General features: G+C 72.1%; 16 protein-coding genes and 1 tRNA gene. 7 read left to right on the top strand and 10 right to left on the bottom strand.

Going from position 1 to position 19,145, the window contains the following annotated elements; genetic code table 11:
• Positions 1 to 72 precede the first annotated feature (72 nt).
• Positions 73 to 489 (top strand): YkgJ family cysteine cluster protein, encoded by a 417-nt coding sequence (locus tag WMF42_RS03355; protein WP_061611459.1) that lies wholly within the window; start codon positions 73 to 75, stop codon positions 487 to 489.
• A 19-nt stretch (positions 490 to 508) separates the two neighbouring features.
• Here the strand turns inward: WMF42_RS03355 and WMF42_RS03360 are convergent, their stop codons facing one another.
• The 5 genes from WMF42_RS03360 to WMF42_RS03380 all read right to left on the bottom strand — a co-directional run bounded on the left by WMF42_RS03360 (position 509) and on the right by WMF42_RS03380 (position 5,127).
• The gene (locus WMF42_RS03360) at positions 509 to 2,191 is read right to left on the bottom strand and encodes a phytoene desaturase family protein (RefSeq protein ID WP_437690125.1); all 1,683 of its coding nucleotides are present in this window, start codon (positions 2,189 to 2,191) and stop codon (positions 509 to 511) included.
• 109 nt (positions 2,192 to 2,300) lie between these two features.
• Complete coding sequence (locus tag WMF42_RS03365; RefSeq protein ID WP_233562340.1) at positions 2,301 to 2,696, bottom strand: hypothetical protein; 396 nt, start codon at positions 2,694 to 2,696, stop codon at positions 2,301 to 2,303.
• Positions 2,697 to 2,764: 68 nt separating this feature from the next.
• The gene (locus WMF42_RS03370; RefSeq protein ID WP_437690127.1) at positions 2,765 to 3,619 is read right to left on the bottom strand and encodes an MlaE family ABC transporter permease; all 855 of its coding nucleotides are present in this window, start codon (positions 3,617 to 3,619) and stop codon (positions 2,765 to 2,767) included.
• A gap of 34 nt (positions 3,620 to 3,653) precedes the next feature.
• Entirely contained in the window at positions 3,654 to 4,208 is a 555-nt protein-coding gene (locus tag WMF42_RS03375; RefSeq protein ID WP_061611455.1) for a hypothetical protein, read from the bottom strand.
• Between the two features lie 136 nt (positions 4,209 to 4,344).
• A complete protein-coding gene (locus WMF42_RS03380; RefSeq protein WP_061611454.1) occupies positions 4,345 to 5,127 on the bottom strand; it encodes a rhomboid family intramembrane serine protease in 783 nt (260 codons plus the stop codon).
• Between the two features lie 62 nt (positions 5,128 to 5,189).
• On the opposite strand from WMF42_RS03380, the gene cysS reads away from it, so the two are divergent.
• From cysS to WMF42_RS03400, 4 genes are all read left to right on the top strand, one after another.
• Positions 5,190 to 6,755, top strand: coding sequence for a cysteine--tRNA ligase (cysS, locus tag WMF42_RS03385; RefSeq protein ID WP_061611453.1), 1,566 nt, complete (start codon positions 5,190 to 5,192; stop codon positions 6,753 to 6,755).
• A 150-nt stretch (positions 6,756 to 6,905) separates the two neighbouring features.
• Positions 6,906 to 7,883, top strand: coding sequence for a DnaJ C-terminal domain-containing protein (locus tag WMF42_RS03390; RefSeq protein WP_061611452.1), 978 nt, complete (start codon positions 6,906 to 6,908; stop codon positions 7,881 to 7,883).
• 45 nt (positions 7,884 to 7,928) lie between these two features.
• Positions 7,929 to 9,026, top strand: coding sequence for an AgmX/PglI C-terminal domain-containing protein (locus tag WMF42_RS03395; RefSeq protein WP_437690130.1), 1,098 nt, complete (start codon positions 7,929 to 7,931; stop codon positions 9,024 to 9,026).
• Between the two features lie 155 nt (positions 9,027 to 9,181).
• Positions 9,182 to 10,648, top strand: coding sequence for a serine/threonine-protein kinase (locus tag WMF42_RS03400; protein ID WP_437690132.1), 1,467 nt, complete (start codon positions 9,182 to 9,184; stop codon positions 10,646 to 10,648).
• 30 nt (positions 10,649 to 10,678) lie between these two features.
• Here WMF42_RS03400 and WMF42_RS03405 read toward each other — a convergent pair whose 3' ends face one another.
• Entirely contained in the window at positions 10,679 to 11,896 is a 1,218-nt protein-coding gene (locus tag WMF42_RS03405; RefSeq protein ID WP_437690134.1) for a chorismate-binding protein, read from the bottom strand.
• 77 nt (positions 11,897 to 11,973) lie between these two features.
• On the opposite strand from WMF42_RS03405, the gene WMF42_RS03410 reads away from it, so the two are divergent.
• The gene (locus WMF42_RS03410) at positions 11,974 to 12,648 is read left to right on the top strand and encodes a TlpA family protein disulfide reductase (protein ID WP_437690136.1); all 675 of its coding nucleotides are present in this window, start codon (positions 11,974 to 11,976) and stop codon (positions 12,646 to 12,648) included.
• Positions 12,649 to 12,687: 39 nt separating this feature from the next.
• On the opposite strand, the gene WMF42_RS03415 is transcribed toward WMF42_RS03410, so the two are convergent.
• Positions 12,688 to 13,296, bottom strand: a complete 609-nt coding sequence (locus WMF42_RS03415) for a response regulator (RefSeq protein ID WP_020732843.1) — start codon at positions 13,294 to 13,296, stop codon at positions 12,688 to 12,690.
• A gap of 446 nt (positions 13,297 to 13,742) precedes the next feature.
• Between WMF42_RS03415 and WMF42_RS03420 the strand changes: the two genes are divergently transcribed.
• Positions 13,743 to 13,816 (top strand) — tRNA-Pro (locus WMF42_RS03420).
• 273 nt (positions 13,817 to 14,089) lie between these two features.
• Here WMF42_RS03420 and WMF42_RS03425 read toward each other — a convergent pair.
• From WMF42_RS03425 to WMF42_RS03435, 3 genes are all read right to left on the bottom strand, one after another.
• Positions 14,090 to 16,837, bottom strand: coding sequence for an ATP-binding protein (locus tag WMF42_RS03425; RefSeq protein WP_437690138.1), 2,748 nt, complete (start codon positions 16,835 to 16,837; stop codon positions 14,090 to 14,092).
• A 191-nt stretch (positions 16,838 to 17,028) separates the two neighbouring features.
• Complete coding sequence (locus WMF42_RS03430) at positions 17,029 to 18,036, bottom strand: electron transfer flavoprotein subunit alpha/FixB family protein (RefSeq protein WP_061611472.1); 1,008 nt, start codon at positions 18,034 to 18,036, stop codon at positions 17,029 to 17,031.
• Between the two features lie 92 nt (positions 18,037 to 18,128).
• The gene (locus tag WMF42_RS03435; protein ID WP_437690141.1) at positions 18,129 to 18,956 is read right to left on the bottom strand and encodes an electron transfer flavoprotein subunit beta/FixA family protein; all 828 of its coding nucleotides are present in this window, start codon (positions 18,954 to 18,956) and stop codon (positions 18,129 to 18,131) included.
• Positions 18,957 to 19,145: the final 189 nt, after the last annotated feature.

Here is a 19,145-nt window from a genome sequence, read left to right on the forward strand (position 1 = left end):
CCGCGTATGCTCCGCCGCCCGCCAGCGCTCCGCCGCTCTCATCCAGCGTGGGCTGTCCATTCCTCACGAGCCATGACCACGACCCTCAAGGCCAAGCGCCGCGTCTCCTACGACTGCTCGAAGTGCCCGGCCTACTGCTGCTCCATCTACGAGCGGGTCGAGGTGACGCCCCGCGACCTGCGGCGGCTCGCCCGCCATTTCGGCCTCACGGTCGAGGCCGCCGAGAAGCGCTTCACGAAGCGCTACAACGACGAGCGCATCCTCCGGCGGCAGTCCGATCCGGTGCTCGGCCGTGTTTGCCGTTTCCTCGACCTCACGACGCGCGGCTGCACGATCTACGAGGCGCGCCCCGAGGTCTGCCGCGATTACCCCGGCAGGCCGCGGTGCGGCTACTACGATATGCTCCAGTTCGAGCGGGAGACGCAGGACGACCCCAACGTGATGCCGCTTGTGCAGATCACGTTCCGGTCGAGGACCCCGGCGGGCTAGCTCGTTCGGGACGCGGGCTTCACGCCATCTCGCTGAGCTCGTCGGCCACGTCGGTTACGTCGGTTACGTCGGTTACGTCCGCTTGCGCCGCGGCGCTCGCCTTCGCTCGCTCGTGCAGCCACTCTTCCGGCCGGTCGGCCGGGTAGACCCGGAGCGACCCGTCCGCCGGGCCGAGCAGATCGTCCATGCGCGCGGCGCCCGTGATCCGCTGCGCCGCCATCAGGCCAGAGATCGAGGCGCCGGCCACCCCGTGGCTCAGCGTGCTCGCGCCGCACTGGTACAGCCCCGGGATCCTCGTCCCGATGGAGAACGACAGCGGCCCGAGCTGCCACGGCGTCTTGGCGGTGCCGTAGGCGGCGCCCCGGTGCGAGGCGCAGTAGAAGTCGTTCGTCAGCGGCGTCGCCACCGAGCGAAACACGATCGCGCGGGAGATGCCGGGGATGATGTTCTCCGCCGCGGCGATCACCTGATCTCCGAGCGACTCCTTCAGCGCCTCGTAGTCTGCCCCCCGCTCGCCCGTGCGGGTCTCCTTCCAGCGCGTGAAGGGGCCGTGGGGCACGAACGTGAACATCTCGATCGTGTGGTGATCTCCCCGCGTCGGGTGTCCCGGGTCCTTCAGCGTCGTGATGGTCAGGAACAGGCCGTCCACCTCGCCGCGCGGCATCTGGTACTCCATCCGCTCGTAGATCCGGCCCACGTCCTTTCCGCGGTACCACCAGTAGTTGCCTGAATCATGGCCCATGGCCCGGAGGTCCATGTCCACGGCGCAGAACACGCTGAGCAGGCTGGTGGAGTACTCCATCCGCCGGATCTTGCGGCGCTCTCGGGCGGTCAGCTCCGGCGGGAGCAGCTCCCCGTAGGTGATCGCCGGGTCCGCGTTCGAGACGACGCTCGCCGCCCGGAGGATCTCGCCGCCTTCCAGCTCCACGCCGGCCGCGCGCCCGCGCTCGACGAGGATGCGCCTCACCCGCGCGCGCAGCCGGACCTGCCCCCCGAGCCGCCGCAGCGCCCTGATCATCGCGAGCGGGATGCGCTTGGCGCCGCCGCGCGGGTAATACCCACCGTCGAGGTAGTGGCAAACGATGCTCGCGTGGATCGGCAGCGCCACGCGCGACGGCGCGAGGCCGTGGTCACCCCCCTGCGCGGCCAGGATCGCGCGCAGCAGCGGATCGCGGATCGTCGCGTCCAGCAGGGCCTCCTGGGTGCGGAGCCCCCAGCGCACGAGGTTCGGCGCCTTGAACGGCAGGAGCAGCGCCTTCGGGAACTCGAGCATCGTGTCGATCCGCGCGAGGTCGGCGCTCAGCCCGCGGACGACGCGGAAGTACCTCTCCAGCCCCGCGGCCTCGTGGGGGAACCGCGCCGTGAGCCGGGCGAGCAGCCGATCGAACCCCTTCGGCACGTCGAACCGCTCGTCGCCGATGATCAGGTGATCGAGCCCGTCCGGGTTGAGCTCGCAGAACTCCAGATCTCCCGAGAGGCCGAGCCCCTCGTAGAGCCGCCTCACGGCGCCTCCGGGCCCCAGCTCGCCGATGTAGTGCACGCCCGGGCTGAACAGGTATCCATTCAGCGAGAAGCTGTGGGTCCACCCCCCGGGAAGGTAATGTTGCTCGACGACGATCACCTTCTGCCCCGCACGCGCGAGCGCGAGCGCGGCGGTGAGCCCGCCGGGGCCTGATCCGATCACGACGGTATCCGCGTGCATCCTGCGTCCCCCTGGGACTCCGATGCTCCGGGGAGGAGCCCGGCTGCGCGCCCTCGCACCCATCCCCCGCGCCGCCAGGACTCCTGTCCTGCCGCGCCAGCGGTTCAGCTCACTTGCCGCCGTCCGCCGGCGCCCCCGCGTCCGGAGGGGTCCTGTCCGCCTTCTCCATGTTCGTGAGCGGCAGCGGGCACACGACGGGCACGGCGCGCGCGGGCGTCTGCGCCGACTCGCGAAGGCACGTCTTGCCCGTCAGGCGGAGGCGCTCGCCTACCTGGAGGTCGGGCGGGCACGCGACCGCCTGGGAGGCCGAGACGAGGTCCCCGTCGATCCAGAACAGCTCGCACCCGTCGTCCGTCCTCCGCAGGTGGTAGTACCGGGTCGGGCGCCGCGGCGCGGGCGCGCCTTCTGCCGCGAGCGCCGCGCCGGCATCGCTGCTCGGCGCCCCCGCGTCCTGGCCCCCCGCGTCGCCCTGGCACGCCGCGGTCCCGGCGAGGAGCGCTGCCACGAGCAAGCGGCCCGGTCGGCGCTGCGATGTCGGCGGCGGCATGGGAGCGCCCTCCGGACCGGCCGCGATCAGCGGCTCGGGAAGAACATGATGGACATCTTCGTGAGGAAAAAGTCGGCGATCAGGATGGTGATCGACGTCACCACGACCGTGCGGGTCGTCGAGTGGCCGACGCCCTCGGTCCCGCCCCGCGTGATCAGCCCGAAGTGGCACCCGACGAGCGCGATGATCGCCCCGAAGACGGGCGTCTTGTACATCCCGCTGAAGTAATCCATGAACGTGACGGAGCTGAGCGCCGTCCTCAGGAAGAAGCCGGCGGGGATGCCGAACTCGGTCGCGGAGATCAGCATCGCGCCGCCGAAGCCCATCACGAGCGCGAACGCGCCGAGCACGGGCATCACGACGATGCTCGCGAGGAGCCGGGGCAGGACGAGCTTCTTCAGCGGGTTGGCGCCGAGGGCCCGGATGGCGTCGATCTGCTCGGTGACGGCCATCGACCCGACCTCGGCCGCGATGCCTGCGCCGATGCGGCCGCCGACGATGACGGCCGTCAGCGTCGGCGCGAGCTCGCGAGAGAAGGACAGGCCGATGATGCGCCCGGTGTACTCCATGCCGCCGAACTTCTGGAGGCCGATGGCGAACTGCACCGCCATGACCATCCCGACGAACAGCGCCGTCACGGACGCGATGGCGGCCGAGCGTACGCCCAGCGATTCCATCTGATAGATGGTCGAGCGGATCTCGAGCGGCCGATCGAAGATGGCCTTGATCGCCCCCCAGGTCATCCGCCCGAACTGCCCGAGGTGCTCCACGAACCCGACGGCCGTGTCGTTGATCTTGGCCAGCGGGGGAGGGAGCGGCGGCGGGGCCACGCTGTTCGGCGGCAGGCTGCTCGGGGCCACGCTGGCGGGACCCGGGTTCATCGAGGAGGACGGCGCCTCCGTGGTCCGTTTGGGCTCAGTCGTCATCGGCGGGCAGGGTCGAGAAGCCGCGGACCATCCGCGTGAACGCAGGTTCGCCGGCGGCGTAGCGGGCAGGATCTGCAATGAGGAGCATGTCGTACACGCACCCGTTCTTCTTGAGCACCCAGACGTCGAACACCTTCGGCACCCCGTCGAGCTTCGCCGAGACGACGGTGTGCATCGCCTCGCGCCCGTCGAACGGGACGACCTCCTGCTTCAGCACCTCGCGCTCGGTGAAGTGCAGGAACAGGTGGTTGGTCAGCGAGATGAGCGGGACGTCCTCCTCGTTCTTGCAGCGCCCGTTCAGCGCGATCGTCGCCCCGTTCGCGTCGTCGCGGTACGCCACCGCCGCGTCCGACACCGAGAGCTGCCGCCAGCTCGTCGGCGCAGGCGGCACGCGGAACGCCACGTCCGGGCCGCGGTAGATCGTCCCGTCGAACGACGGGCCGCCGCAGCCGGCGAGCGCGAGCGCGAGGAGCATGGCCCCGGGGACCGCTGTCGCGGTCGCAGGGCCGGCGGCGGTGGGGCGCCTTCGGAGGGGTCGTCGCATCGCTGCGGGCCGACGCTATCACGCTTTTGCATCATGGGCGAACCACGAGCGCCCTGGCCGTCCCGGCGCGGTCCTCCCCGGATCGCGCGCCTCGCCGGCCGTCCGGCGCGCGCCGCGCGCCGTGTCCGCGCGCCCCTTACCAGCCCCAGGGATCTCGCCGTCGCGGCGCGCCCCACGGCGCGTCGCGTCGCGGCGCGTCGCGGCGGGGTGTCGCGCGCCAGTGCTGCCAGCGCTCGTGCTGGCGCGGGGCGCGCCCCATCATGAAGAGGCGCACGAGGAAGAGCCCGGCGACGAACCCGCCGAGGTGCGCGAAGAACGCCACGCCGCCGCTGCGCACGCCGATCGAGCCGAGCCCGTTCAGCAGGTTCACCACGAAGTACTCGAGGATGACAAGCCACGCCGGGAGCTCCAGGAACAGGCCGAAGATGAACCACAGGAGGAAGATCGGGTTCAGCACCGTGATCGGCGACCGCGGGTACAGCGACGCGTACGCCGCCAGCACGCCCGAGATGGCGCCCGAGGCGCCGACCATCGGGATCTGCGACCCGGGGTCGATCCAGATCTGCGCGCCCGCGGCGGCGATGCCGGACAGCACATAGAACGCCGCGTAGCGGAGGCTGCCGAGCGCGTCCTCGACGTTGTCGCCGAAGATCCAGAGGAACAGCATGTTCCCCCCGAGGTGCGCCCACCCCGTCGGATCGTGCATGAACATGCTGCTGAAGACCGTCCACCACGCGTCGGTCGGCTCCCGGAGCAGGTGCAGCGGGACGAGGCCCCACACGGAGAGCACCCGCTCGGGCGAGATCCCTGCCGAGATCAGCGACCGCATCCAGAAGAAGCCGAGGAGGTTGAGCGCGATCAGCAGGTAGTTGACGACCGGCACCTTGCGGGTCGGCAGTTGGTCTCGGACGGGGAGCATCGCGCTTTACTTAAGCACGCGGGCCCGTGACAGCATCCGTCTGCCTTGATAGACCCGGGGCGATGTTCGAGCTGCGCCTCCACGACACGCTGACCCAGAAGCTCGCCCCGCTCGTCCCGCGGCGGCCCGGCGAGGTCCGCATCTACTGCTGCGGCCCGACGACCTACGACGTCGCGCACGTGGGTCACGGCCGCGCCGCGCTCGCCCCGGATATCCTCGTCCGCCACCTGAGGGCCCGCGGCCTCCGCGTCGTCTATGTCCGCAACATCACGGACGTCGACGACAAGATCCTCCAGCGAGCCGCCGAGTCCGGCGAGCCCCCGATGGATCTGTCGGCCCGCATGGCCCGCCTCTACCGCGACGACGTCGCCGCCCTCGGCTGCCTCGAGCCCGACGTCGAGCCGAAGGTCTCGGAGCACATCCCGGAGGTCGTGGCGCTCATCGAGCGGCTGATCGAGCGGGGCGCGGCCTACGTGGTCGAGCGGTCCGGCGACGTCCGCGACGTGTACTACGCCGTCCGCGGCTTCCCCTCCTACGGCAAGCTCTCGAAGCGCAACCTCGATGATCTCCGGGTCGGCGCCCGCGTCGGGCCGTGCGAGGACAAGCGCGACCCGCTCGACTTCGCGCTCTGGAAGGGGGTCGCCTCCGGCGGGTGGGGCTGGGACAGCCCGTGGGGCAAGGGGCGGCCCGGGTGGCACATCGAGTGCTCCGCCATGTCGAGCCGCTACCTCGGGGCCGGCTTCGACGTCCACTGCGGCGGCATGGATCTCGTCTTTCCCCACCACGAGAACGAGATCGCCCAGAGCGAGGCCGCCCATCCGGACGAGGCGCCGCTCGCCTCGATCTGGATCCACAACGGCTTCGTCAACGTCGACAAGGAGAAGATGGCGAAGTCGCTCGGCAACTTCGTCAAGCTCCGCGACGTCTACGCCCGCAACGACCCGGAGGCGCTCCGCTACTTCCTGCTCACGGTCCATTACCGGGGCCCGATCGAGTTCGACACCGAGCGGCGCGACGACGGCCGTGTCGTCTTCCCCGGCGTTGTCGAGGCCGAGCGCCGCGTCGACTACCTCTACGCGACGCTCGATCGACTGTCCGCGCTCTCCGCGCTCATCGGCTCGTCCGGCGAGGGCGCCTCGCCCGAGGTCCCGGAGAGGCTCCCGAAGGGCTTCGCGGCGCTCCTTGCGCTCGCGGACAGCGCCCCGGGCCGCGCCGCCGCGGCGCTGGACGACGACCTCAACACCCCCGTCGTGCTCTCGGTCATCGCCGAGGTCGCCAAGGCGGCCAACGAGCTCGCCGACATCGCGCAGCGGCGGCGGAAGGACCAGGACGTCGCCCGCGCCGCGCCGCCGCTCGCGCGCCGCCTCCACGCGGCGCTGCGGTCGTCGCTCGACGTCCTCGGCCTGCTGCAGACGCCGCCGTCGGTCTACCAGGCCCGCACGCAGGAGCGGCGCCTCGGGCTCCTCGGCAAGACCCGGCAGGCGATCGAGGCGAAGCTCGCCGAGCGCGCCGAGGCGCGCGCCGCGAAGGACTTCGCGCGGAGCGACGCCCTCCGGCGGGAGCTCGAGAGCGACGGCATCGAGGTTGCCGACTCTCCTACCGGGACGACATTCAGGGTGAGCGTTTGAGGCTCCCCGCCGCGCCGCGCTCCCCGGTTGCCGCGGGCCTCTGCACCAGTGGACGAAAACGGCAGGGAGATCTAGGTTTCCGCCCGATGCGGTCCGGCTGCGGCCCGCGTCCCCTGCAGCTCCTGCAGCCAAGAACGATGACGGACGACCATGGCTCGTGATCTCTACTCCGTGCTCGGCGTCTCGCGCGATGCGGACGAGGACACCATCAAGAAGGCGTTCCGCAAGCTCGCGATGAAGTACCACCCGGACAAGAGCCCGGGGAAGGCCAACGAGCAGAAGTTCAAGGAGATCAACCAGGCGCACGAGGTGCTGAGCGACAAGACGAAGCGCGCGCTCTACGACGAGTTCGGCGAGGAGAGCCTCTCGCAGAACTTCGATGCCGAGCGCGCCCGCGCCTACCGTCGCTACGCGAACGCCCGGGCGGCGGGCGGAGGCCGCGGCGGCCCCGGCGGCCCCGGCGGCTTCGACGTGCAGGAGATCTTCGGCAACACCCCCGGCGGCGGCGGCGATTTCAGCGACATCCTGGGCGACCTCTTCGGCCGTGGCCGCGCCGGCGGCGGCGCGGGCCGCCGCGCCCACCCGATGCGCAGCCGCGGCAGCGACGTCGAGCAGGACCTCACCATCGACTTCGTCTCGGCGGTGCGGGGCACGACGCTCCAGCTCCAGCGCGCTGACGACCCGGAGCCGGTGACGGTGCGCGTCCCGCCCGGCGCCGCCGAGGGGAGCCGCCTGCGCATCCGCGGTCAGGGCGGACCGGGCGTGGGCGGCGGCGAGCCCGGCGATCTGCTGCTCAACATCCACGTCACGCCGCACCCGTTCTTCAAGCGCGAGGGCGACGACCTCCACCTCGACGTGCCCGTCACCCTCGGCGAGGCGTACCGGGGCGAGAAGATCCGCATCCCCACGCCCGACGGCGAGGTCACGCTCAAGATCCCGCCGCGCACCCAGACCGGCCAGGTGATCCGGCTGCGCGGCAAGGGCATCGCCCGCAAGGGAAAGGAGCCGGGGGATCTCTACGTGAAGTTCCTCGTGCACGTCCCGACGGTCGACGACCCCGAGGTGGCGAACGCGATCGAGGTGCTCGACGGCAAGGTCGAGGCGCCGCGCGGCGACCTCAGGTTCTGAGCGCGGGCCGGCCATCCCGGCCCGCGCCGCCCGGGTAGAGCATCCATGAAGCCGCCCTTCGCGATCGATCCCCGACCCCTCCTCGCGGCGGCCGTCGCGCTCTCCGCGTGCACCGCCGCGGCGCCGCCGCGCCCGGCCCCGCAGGCGTCCGGCCTCCCCGCGCCTGCCGTTGTCCGGCCTGCGCCCGTCGCGGCGCCCGCGCCCGCGCCCGCCGCCGCTCCCCTCGATCCGCGCGCGCCGGCCGCGGCCTCACCGCCCGCACCCGACGCGCCCGCCGAGCTCTCGCCCGCCGTGGACGGCGAGGGCGGCGTGCCCCACGGGCCCTCGATCGAGATCGAGCCGCCCTACAAGCTCGGCCAGCACCGCGTGCCTCGCGGCCAGGCCGAGGCTGCCGAGCGCGATCGCTGGAACGCCGGGGGCAGGGGAGATCCTCCGGCGCCGCCGCCTCCGGCCGAAGGGCACCCGCTGCCGCGGATCATCGTGGACATCGGCAAGGTGAAGGGGCCGCTCAAGGCGCGCGACGTGGAGCGCATCGCGCGGCGGCACCTCTGGATCCACGTGTACTCGTGCTACCGGCTGCGCGCGTACCGGGACCCGTCGCTGCACGGCAAGACGACCGTGCGGCTCACGGTGAGCCGCAGCGGCAAGGTGACGGGCGCGCGCGCCACGGCCTCCACGCTCTCCGCGCCGGACGTCGTCTCGTGCCTCGCGGAGCGCGCGCGATCGCTCTCGCTGCCCAGGGCCAAGGCGGGCTCCACGGTGGTGGCCACGCTGCAGGTCTATCCGGGCGACGACCCGGTCGAGCCCCCGGCGTCCGTCCTCGCTCCTGGCACCGGCGAGCTCCAGCCCGAGGCGATCGCGGCCGCTGCGGCCGAGGCGTTGCCCGCGTGGCGGAGCTGCTACGAGGCGGCCCTCGCGGGCGCGCCGGCGCTCTGGGGCCGCCTCGCGATCCGCTTCCACGTGACGGACAGCGGCGCCGTCGACGAGGCGTTCGAGGCCGAGTCGCGCTTCCCGGACGAACGGCTGACCCGCTGCGTGCTCCGGCGCGCGCGCGCGCTCACGTTCCCGGCGCCGGAGGGCGGCGACCTGCGGTTCGTCGTGCCGCTCCGGCTTTCGCCCGACCCGCAGAGCCCTGGACGCTAGCCGCCTTACAAGCCCCGCTCGTCCGTCGCGCTCCCCCCGTGCGAACGCTCACAGCGCAAGCATGGCCAAGGCGGCCGCGCAAGCGAACCGTGCCGCGAGAAATTGCGCCCCGGAGTCTATGTGCAACTTTTCAACGGGGGAGGAGGCTCAGGTACATGGATCTCTCACCGGGCACCGTCATTGGGGGGAATTATCTGCTGGAGCGGCAGCTCGTGCGTCCTGGCGCGCGGGTCACGCGCGACCGAGGTTCGGTCTGGGTCGCGCGTGATCGGCAGCTCGGCGCGCGCGTCGCGCTCAAGCTCTTCTGCCCCGACCAGGTTGGCGCCATGGGGGATCTCCTCCGCATCGAGCGCTGGATCTGCGGGGCCGCCGGGCTCTCGTCGCGGCACGTCGTGCGCGTGCGCGATCACGGCGTCGAGGACGGCGCTGTCTACCTGGCGATGGACCTGCTCTCCGGCGAGGATCTCGCGGCGCGCCTGCTGCGGCGCAGCCGGCTGTCGCTCCAGGAAGCCGCGCGCATCGCCGCGCACGGCGGAGAGGCGCTGCGGCGCGCCCACGCCGCGGGCCTCCTCCACCAGTGCCTCCGTCCGGAGAGCTTCTTCCTCGCGCAGGAAGGCGGCGAGGAGATCGTGAAGGTGCTCGACTTCGCGCTGCCGCGGACGGTCACGCCGCGGCTCGTCTGCGAGGTCACGGCCGAGACCAGCGCGAGCTCGCTCCACTACCTCAGCCCCGAGCAGATCCGGTCGGAACGGACCCTCGATGCGCAGACCGATCTCTGGTCGCTGGCCGCGGTCCTCTTCCACGCGGTGACCGGTCACGTCCCGTTTCCTGGCGACATCGCCAGCGTCGTCGCCTCGAAGATCCTGCTCGCCCCGGCCCCCGCGGCGACGCAGCTCGTGCCGAGTCTTCCGCCCGCGCTCGACGACTTCTTCGAGAAGGCGTTCGCGCGCGATCGTGCCCGGCGCTTCCGGTCGGTGGAGGAGCTCGTCGAGTCGTTCGTCTGCATCGCGGATCTCGCCCCGCCGCCGTCGTCCGGCCTGCTGCGCCCGCCCGCCGCTGCGCGCGTGGCGCGCGCTGCTCCGGCGCGCGCGCTGGTCGCGGCGTTCGCGCGCGCGAAGGCCGCGGCGGCCTGCCCTCCTCCGCCGGCCGAGCCCGTCTCCGAGCCGCCGGGCGTGGATCGCAGGATGCAGCCCGACACGCTGCTCAGCGCGGCGAGCTCCGCCTTTCCGCGCGGGAGCGACCCGCCGCTCGCGCGCGGGCGGTGGACCCTTCTGGCCGCCCTGCTCGCGGTGCTCGGCCTGGCGTTCCTCGTGACGACCTCGCGGATCGAGCGCCCGACGCTCGCGGCGACGGCCGCGACCGGCGCCCGCGCGGCCGTGCTCTCGGCCGCCGTCGCTGCGGGCCGCGTCGAGGCGCCGCCGCCCGCGCCCGGCGCTGCGTCCACGGCGCCCTTCCGGCGAGCGCCCCTCGCGCCTCCGCAGCGCAGCGCGCACGCGACGGTGGCCGCGCCGCCGGGCTCCTCGCCGGGCCCCGCTGTGCAGCCTCGTCCCGTGCGCGTGGGCTCTCCCGCGGAGCCCGCCGCCGCGAGCGGGCGCGTTCGCCAGGGCCTCGTGCGCGACTGAGCGGGCGCGTGCGCGAGCGCCTCGCGCGCTCTACGTTCCCCGGGGCGCGTCGTCCTCGGCGGCCTTCTCGGCGGCGGCCTTCTCGGCGGCCGCCCTCTTCTCCTCGGCGATGTCGTGCGCCTTGCGCGCCTCCTGCGCCGCGCGGATCGCCGACAGCGCGCCGCGCGCATCGCGGTGTGTCCGCGCGGTCTCGGCGTGGGGCTCGCTTCCGTTCCCGACGCGCGCGCCGGTCATCAGCTCGAAGTACCCCGACTCGATCCACACGGCGCCGAGCGTGTGCGCGACCTCCGCGCCCTCCGGCCCGAGGTACCCGATCGCGCCGCCGTAGACGCGCCGCGAGCCGACCTCGAGCGCGCGGCTGATCGCGGTCGCGCGCGGCGCGGGCGCGCCGACGGCGCTGCCGCTCGAGAAGGCGGCGCGCAGCGCCTCGACAGGCGACGTGCCGCCGGCGCGCGGCCCTGCCGACGGATCCTGGTCGACGCGGACGAGCGTCTCCCCCGACGCGCCCGCGATCGCGAGCCCCGGCGCGAACGGCGACTCCGCGAAGTCGAGGAAGTAAAGGTGCGTCGACGGCGCGAGCAGCCGCAGCGCGCGGTACACGTCGAAGGGATCCGCGCCCCGGAGCGGGGCCCTGAACCTGCGGGCGAGCACGACCTCCTCCGCCTCGCCGGCGGCGACGCGCTGGCGCGCTGCGGTCACCTTCGCGGCGTAGTCCTCGTCGCTCACCGGCGTCTCGAGGTGCTCCGGCAGCGCCTCGGGATCGAGCGCGGGCAGGCTCTGCTGCTCCGGCCCGTGCGACAGCTCCCAGGCGCAGCGGTTCACCGCGCCCTGCGACAGGCCGGCGATGGTCATCGTCTGCGCCGCGCTGTCGAACACGACGACCGTCGCGTCCTTCATGACGCGCCCGAGGTACATCTCCTCGGGCCATGGCTCGATGCCCATGAGCTGGTGCACCGTGTCGTGGCAGAGGAAGCCGACCCACGACTGGCAGATGCGGGCCGCCAGCTCTCTCGATGTGTCCGTCGACGCTGGTTGCCCGAGCCCCTCGCTCAGCGTCGCGAACGGGTCGAACCCGCTCGGAAGGATGCTCTCCGAGCGGGCCCGGTAGCCGAGGATCGCGTAGCGACCCCAGCGCTCGCCGGAGACGGCGGACTCGAACAGGAACGACGAGCGGCCCGGCGACTGGGCGCGGAGCGCCGCGTACGCGCGGACCGGCGTGATGTGATCGGCCGGGAGTGTACGGGTCACGAGCGTGCTCATCGCGGCCCAGCCTACACGACGTTGCGCCCTCCGGCGAAGGAGGCCAATGTACGCGGGAGATCACGATGCGAAGCGCGCTCGCTCTCTCGTCGCTCCTGTGCCTGTCCGCCTGCGGCGGCGCTGATCCTGCGCCGGAGGGCGCGCGCACCACCGTCGTCTCGCTGCGGAACATCGACTGCGAGGAGTGCGGCGCCGAGCTCGTCACCGATCTCCGCGAGCGCCCCGGCGTCTACGCGGCGTCGTTCGACAGGCGCCGCGCCGAGCTCGCCGTGACAGCGTCGCCGTCGTTCGACGTCACCGGGACGGTCAAGCGGCTCGCCGCCGACGAGGGGTTCGAGGCGGTGCTCGGCGCCGGCAAGGGGCAGTACCTCGGCTGGGCGACGTTCCCCGAGGGCGCGGACGCCCGGACGATCGCGGAGGGCGGCGCGGACATCCCCGATCTCCGCGCGCAGGTCGTCCCCGGCAAGGTCACGGTCCTCGATTTCGCCGCGAGCTGGTGCCTGCCGTGCCGCAAGATGGACGCGCACATGGCCACGGTGCTCGAGGCCCGGCGGGACGTCGCGTACCGCAGGCTCGACGTCGGCGACTGGGACACGCCGCTCGCCCGGCGTTACCTGAAGCAGGTCTCGAAGCTGCCTTACGTGATCGTCTACGACACGAGCGGCGCGCAGGTGGACGCGTTCGCGGGCCTCGAGGTCGAGAGGCTCGACGCGGCGATCGAGCGCGGCGCGCGCCGCTGAGCCCGGCGGCCCGCGCGCTCGATCGACGCGCCGATCGGGTCAGTAGTGGCCGAAGAGATCCTGGATGCGCGACTCGAGCGCGACAGCGATCTTGTAGAGCGACGAGATGGACGCCGAGGACTCGGCGCGCTCGATCTGCGAGAGCAGCGACACGCTGAGCCCGGTGCGGCGCGCCATCTGCTTGAGGGTGAGGTCCTTGTCCTTGCGGAGGTTCCGGATCGTGTCGCCGATGACACGGTGGAGCTGCTCCTCCGGCGTCCGCGCGAGGCCCTTCTTGCGCATCACGCGGGCGAGCACCTCGCGGAACTCGTCGACGTTGAACGGCTTCTTGATGTAGTCGACCGCGTCGAGCTTCATAGACGCGACGGCGCTCTCTAGGTTGGGGAAGCCGGTGAAGATGACGACCGCGATGTCGTTGTCGACCTTGCGGATGCGCTTGAGGACCTCGATGCCGTCGAGCTTCGGCATCATCAGGTCGAGGATGATGAGGTGGTAGCCGCCCGCGCGTACCTCCTCCTCGACCGTCGTTGGGTCGCCCAGCGTCTTGACCTGATAGCCGTCGCGCTCGAGCAGCGTCTGCATGTAGTCACAGATCGCCCGGTCGTCGTCGACGATCAGGATGCGTACAGCGGGAAGCTCAATTGCCACCTGTTCCTCCTCTCACGACCGGCAAAGCCGGTTCGTCCTGATCCGTTCTGGAAGGGGCCGCACGGGCGGTCCCTGGCTCAACGTTGCCCGAGCAGGGGGCGAGATCCTCACCGGCGCCACAGGGGCCTCGCTCTCTGCAATGTATCGGCAACATCGGGATTCCAGTGACACTTTAACACGGCTCGGGCAAGGACGTCGCGGGGGTTTTTTCTTGCGCTCCACCGATTCTTGGCTTCGTGAAACGTCCGGGGCGCCGGGGTCAGCCGGGGGCAGATGTCGTCGAATTCCCGTGGTTTATCGACGTGCGGGGGCGTGAGGGGCGTGTAGGTGCGGCGCGGGCGCGGGGTGTCCCGGCGCACCGTTCGCAAATTCGTATTGACAAGAGGCTCACTCTTGGCGATGTTGCGCGCCCGCTGTTCGGCGGGCGTTGCTCTCGCAGCAGCGTACGGGGCGTAGCGCAGCCTGGTAGCGCACTCGGTTCGGGACCGAGGAGTCGGAGGTTCAAATCCTCTCGCCCCGACTACTTCTTCGACACGCAGGCAGGTGGAGCCGTCGCAGGACGGCCCCCGCCGTCCCCGATGGCCCTCCTGGTCATCTCGGCCACTCTGTGGCGGTTGCGCATCGCTGACAGGCGCCGCCAGGAATGGCCGCCTCGCTGCCGCTGCGGGCACCTTGGCGCTGCTCGGAAGCGCGCTCGCTGCCAAGGCGCGGGCCCTGGCGGCTGCTGCCGGCGCCGGGCAGCTCGGCAGCGCCGCCTCCCGCGCCGCCAGGGGTGAGCCTGGTCGACGCGGGATTACCCCGTGCGCCCCGCCAGGTTGGCGATCACCGCCGCGAGCTCCGATGCCTCGATCGGCTTGGGCACGTGCGACTGGAACCCCGCCAGCAGCGCGCGCGTCCGGTCCTGCGCGCTCGCGTACGCCGTCAGCGCCGCCGCCGGGATCCGCCCCCCGTGCTCCGGGCTCTGCGCGCGCAGCCGCCGGATCAGGCTGTAGCCGTCCTCCCCGGGCATCCCGAGGTCGCTCAGGATGACGTCGGGCTTCTCGCGCGCGATCGCCGACAGCGCCTCCTCGACGGTGGCGACAGCGGTGATGGTCGCCCCCTTGCGCTCCAGCACCGTCGTCACGAGCTCCCGCGCGTCCGGCTCGTCATCGACCATCAGCACGCGCACGCCCTGCAGCGTCGGCTCCGCGTCGGCCGCCAGGTTGCTGAGCCCGTCGACCTTCCGCAGCGCCGCGATCGCGCCGCGCGGCGCCAGCGGGATGTCCACCGTGAAGGTCGCTCCCTTGCCCTCCCCGGCGCTCTCCGCCCTCACCGTGCCCCCGTGGAGCTCGACGAGGTGGCGCGCGATCGCGAGGCCCAGCCCGAGCCCGCTGTGCGGCCGCGTGCTCGTGCTGTCGGCCTGCCGGAAGCGATCGAACACGTACGGCAGGAACTCCGGGACGATGCCCTGACCGCTGTCGCTCACCTGGACGCGGGCCACGCCCTCGACCCGGCTGAGCTGGATCGCCACCTTGCCGCCGCGCGGCGTGAACTTGATCGCGTTCGACAGGAGGTTCCACACCACCTGCTGCAGCCGCGTCTGGTCGCCCGAGATCGGCCCCGCGCCCGCGTCGAGCTGCACCCCGAGCTCGATCCCCTTCGCGTCCGCGCCGTGGCGGACAGCGTCGATCGCGGCGTTGATGATCGGCGGCAGGTCGATCAGCATCACGTCGAGCCGCAGCTTGCCGGTGATGATGCGCGACGCGTCGAGCAGATCCTCGACGAGCTGCGCCTGGAGCGTGCCGTTGCGCTCGATCGCCTCGAGCGCGCGGACGTGCGTGTCCGGCTTCAGCGAGCCCTGCCGGAGCATGCGCGCCCAGCCGAGGATCGCGGTGAGCGGCGTCCTGAGCTCGTGGGAGAGCGTGGCGAGGAACTCGTCCTTCGCGCGGTTCACCTGCTGCGACTCGCGGTAGAGCTGGGCGTTGTCGAGCGCGAGCGCGGCGAAGTTGCAGAGCTCCTCGGCGAGCGCGAGATCGTCGACGCCGTAGCGCCTGCCCGACTCGGTCGTGAGCAGCGTGATCGCGCCGCGCGTCCGGCCGCGGGCGCGCAGCGGCACGATCATGGCCGAGCGGACGCCGAGCTCGCGCAGCAGCGTGAGGTAGGCCGGGTCGTGCGCGCCGGACCAGCTCTCGCCGTCGGGCTCCGGCGACGAGGCGCGCTGCCACGCCATGCTCTCGACCTCCGAGACGAGGAGCGACTCGCCGCGCCGGAGCACCGCGTGCACCGCGCGCGGCACCTCCGGGTCGGTCGGGTAGCGGGCCGACAGGTCCTTCCCCAGCGTCTGCTTCGCGCTGCTCGCGTGCACGGCCGCGAGCCGCGTCAGCGAGCCGTCGGGCTCGACGATGTCCACCACGGTCGCGTCGGCGATGTGCGGCACCGCGAGGCGCGCGACGTTGGCCAGGGTTGTGTCGTACTCGAGGCCCGACAGCGCGAGCTGCCGGCTCGCCTCGCCGATGAAGTACCGCCGCTTGTCGGCGAGCCGCTTCTCGGTGACGTCGCGGAAGACCAGCACGAGCCCGACGAGCTCGCCCTCGTCGCTCCGGATCGGCGCCCCGCTCGAGTCGATCGCGAGCTCCGAGCCGTCGCGGCGCAGCAGCAGCGTGGTGTCGTCGAGCCCGATGATGCCGCCGTGCCGCAGCACCTCGGTGACCGGGTTGTCGAGGTCGTCGCGCGTCTGCTCCGAGATGACCCGGAACACCTCCGACAGCCGGCGGTCCCGCGCCTCCTCGAGCGACCAGCCGGTCAGCTTCTCGGCCACGGCGTTCATGAAGTCGATCCGCCCCGAGCCGTCGGTCGAGATCACCGCGTCGCCGATGCTCTTCAGCGTCGTCGAGAACTTCGTCCTGCTGACCCGCAGGTCCGCCTCGAGCTGCTTGAACTGGGTGATGTCGGCGAAGATGGAGACCGCGCCGAGCAGCTCGCCCTCCGGCGAGAGGAGCGGCGCGCAGCTCCCGAGCATCATCCCGTGGGTGCCGTCGAACCGCTGGAAGTGGAGCTCCTCCGCGGGCACGGTCTCCCTGCGCGTGAGGCACCGCGCCATCGACCAGTCCTCGGCCGCGAACGGCCGCCCGTCGGGGTGGAACGCGCGGTAGCGCCCCCAGCCCTCGACGTTCTCGGCGGTGGAGCTGCCGGCCCAGATCCGCTCGGACGCGCGGTTCTGGAGGATCAGCTTGCCCTGCGTGTCGGAGACGATGATGCCGTGCGGGCTCTCGCTGAGGAGCGCGTCGAGCAGCCCGCGCTCGTGCCGCGTGATCGCGCGCAGCCGCTCGACCTCGCGGCGCAGCGCCTCGACCTCGGTGTCGATCGGGGGCACCGACGCCGCGAGCGGCGTGAGCTCGAAGGAGGCGCTCGCGGTCGGATCGAGGCTCGCGATGATGCGATCGATCTCGACGACCGCCGGGCCGATGAGCCGTCGCTGCTCGGCGGTGCTGGCCGCCTCGTACAGCAATGCCCGGGCCTGAGCGAGCGCCGTGACGATCGGGATATCCGAACGTTCGGGCATGGCTCTATGGGATCCCACGGCCGCCGGACGCGAACAAGATGCTATGCGAGCGATCTGACACGGAAATTACGTCGAGCGACGTGGACTTCTTGTTGGACGGACTCTTCCAGTGGGCCGCGGTACCCCGGATCGCCGGGGTACCGCTTCCCCGGGGCGCCGTGAGCGCGCCCCCGGGGACGATCGCGGGGCGATCAGCTCCGGGCCGCCTGGATCTGCTTCACGAGCTCGGGGACGGTCGTGAAGAGATCCGCGACCAGGCCGTAGTCGGCGACCTGGAAGATCGGCGCGTCGGCGTCCTTGTTGATGGCGACGATGACCTTCGACCCCTTCATGCCGGCGAGGTGCTGGATCGCGCCCGAGATGCCGACGGCGACGTAGAGCGACGGCGCGACGACCTTGCCGGTCTGGCCGACCTGCAGGTCGCTGGCGGCGTAGCCGGCGTCGCACGCGGCGCGGCTCGCGCCGACGGCGGCGCCGAGGACGTCGGCGAGCGGGTCGAGGATCTCGTTGAAGCGCTCCTTCAGGGCGCGGCCGCCGGAGACGACGACCTTCGCCTCGGCGAGCTCCGGGCGCTCGCTCTTCACCTGGTCGAAGGAGACGAACTCCACGCGCTCCGCAGCCGCGCTCGGCGGCACGACGGCGACCTGCTCGATCGCTGCCTTCCCGCCGGCGGGCTCCGCGGCGGCGAACGCGCTCTGCCGGACGCTCACGACCTGGACGGGGGTCGAGACGGTGCAGATCCCGTACGCGTTGCCGGCGTACATCGGGCGCTTGTACTTGAGCGTGGAGCCCTCCGAGGGGGCCGCGGACGCGGACCCCCGACCCGCGTCGACGATGAGCTCCGAGATGTCGCTCGCGAACCCTGCCGAGAGCCGCGCCGCGACGCGCGGGAGCAGGTCCTTGCCGTAGGCGCTCGCGGTGCCCACGACGACCGCGTACCCCTTGGCGGCCGCGACCACGGTCGGCACGTAGCGCTCCGCGACGTAGTCCTTCAGCGCGCTCGACTCGGCGACGAGCACCTTGGCCGCGCCGAGCGCCGCCGCCTCGGCGGCCGCCTCGCCGAGCGCGTCGCCGATCACGAGGATCGAGTACGTCCCGCCGAGCGCCGCCGCCGCCTGCCTGGCGAACGTCACGGCGGAGTGCGTCGTCTTCTTCAGCTTTCCTTCGGCGGCCTCGGCCACCACGAGAACGTCAGCCATGATCCCTCCTGGACCTTCAACCCGTCGACGCGGGTCGGGGGTCCGCGTCCGCGGCCCCCTCGATGTCTTTTCGACCTGCCCTTGCGGTCCCGTCAGAGGACCTTCGCCTCGTTCTTGAGGCGGGTGACGAGCTCACCGACGTCCTTCACCTTGATGCCCGCCTTGCGCGCCGGGGGCGGCTGGAACGCGTGGTACTGGACCTTGAGCGCCTGGTCCGCGGCGAGATCGGCGAGCTTCACCTCGACGAGCGGCTTCTTCTTGGCGGCCATGATCGCGGGGAGCGCCGCGAAGCGCACGCCGTCGTTGTACTTGAACGCGGGCGCGGTCTTCATCGAGTAGACGCTGGTCGGCGCGACGATGCGGAGGTCGACCGTGACGACGGCCGGCAGGCGCACGCGGAGCGTGGCGACGCCGCCGTCGACCTCGCGGCCGACGAGCAGCGCGCCCTTCTCTTCCTTGATGGTCGCGGCGAACGTGGCGAGCGGCCACTCGAGCAGCTCGGCGAGGATCTGGCCGACCTGGTTCGAGTCGCCGTCGACGGCCTGCTTGCCCATGACCACGACGTCCGGCTTCTCGCGCTCGACGAGCGTCTTGAGCGCGCGCGCCACGAGGTCGCCGTCGAGCTTGTCGTCGGTGACGTCGACGCGGATGGCGCGGTCGGCGCCGGTCGCGAGCGCGGCGCGGAGGGTCTGCTCGGTCTCCTTCGGCCCGAAGGTGACCACGACGACCTCGCCCGCCCGCGTCTTCGGCGCCTTGCCGTCCTCGGTCAGCCGCAGCGCTGCCTCCAGGGCGTACTCGTCGAACGGGTTCGGCTTCCACTCGAGCCCGGTCGTCTCGATTTTGTCCCCTGATGCAGGGATCTTCACCTTGTTCGCGTTATCCGGATCGGCGACGCGCTTGAGCGGAACGAGGATCTTCACGGCTCGGCTGGCTCCTGTTGCTGTGGGGTAACGCAGAGCGTAGTCCGCCCAGGCGGGTGCGCGCTACGCGACAGACGGGCCGGCGGACCCAAGCGGGGGGCCCGGCGAGCCCGACTGGAATAGCACGCCCGAGGCGGAGGGGGATCGGTCATGGCAGCCCCGACGTGATGCGTCAAGCGGGCGCGGCGG

The organism is Sorangium sp. So ce176 (assembly GCF_051519835.1).
GTDB classification, from domain to species: Bacteria; Myxococcota_A; Polyangia; order Polyangiales; family Polyangiaceae; genus Sorangium; species Sorangium cellulosum_G.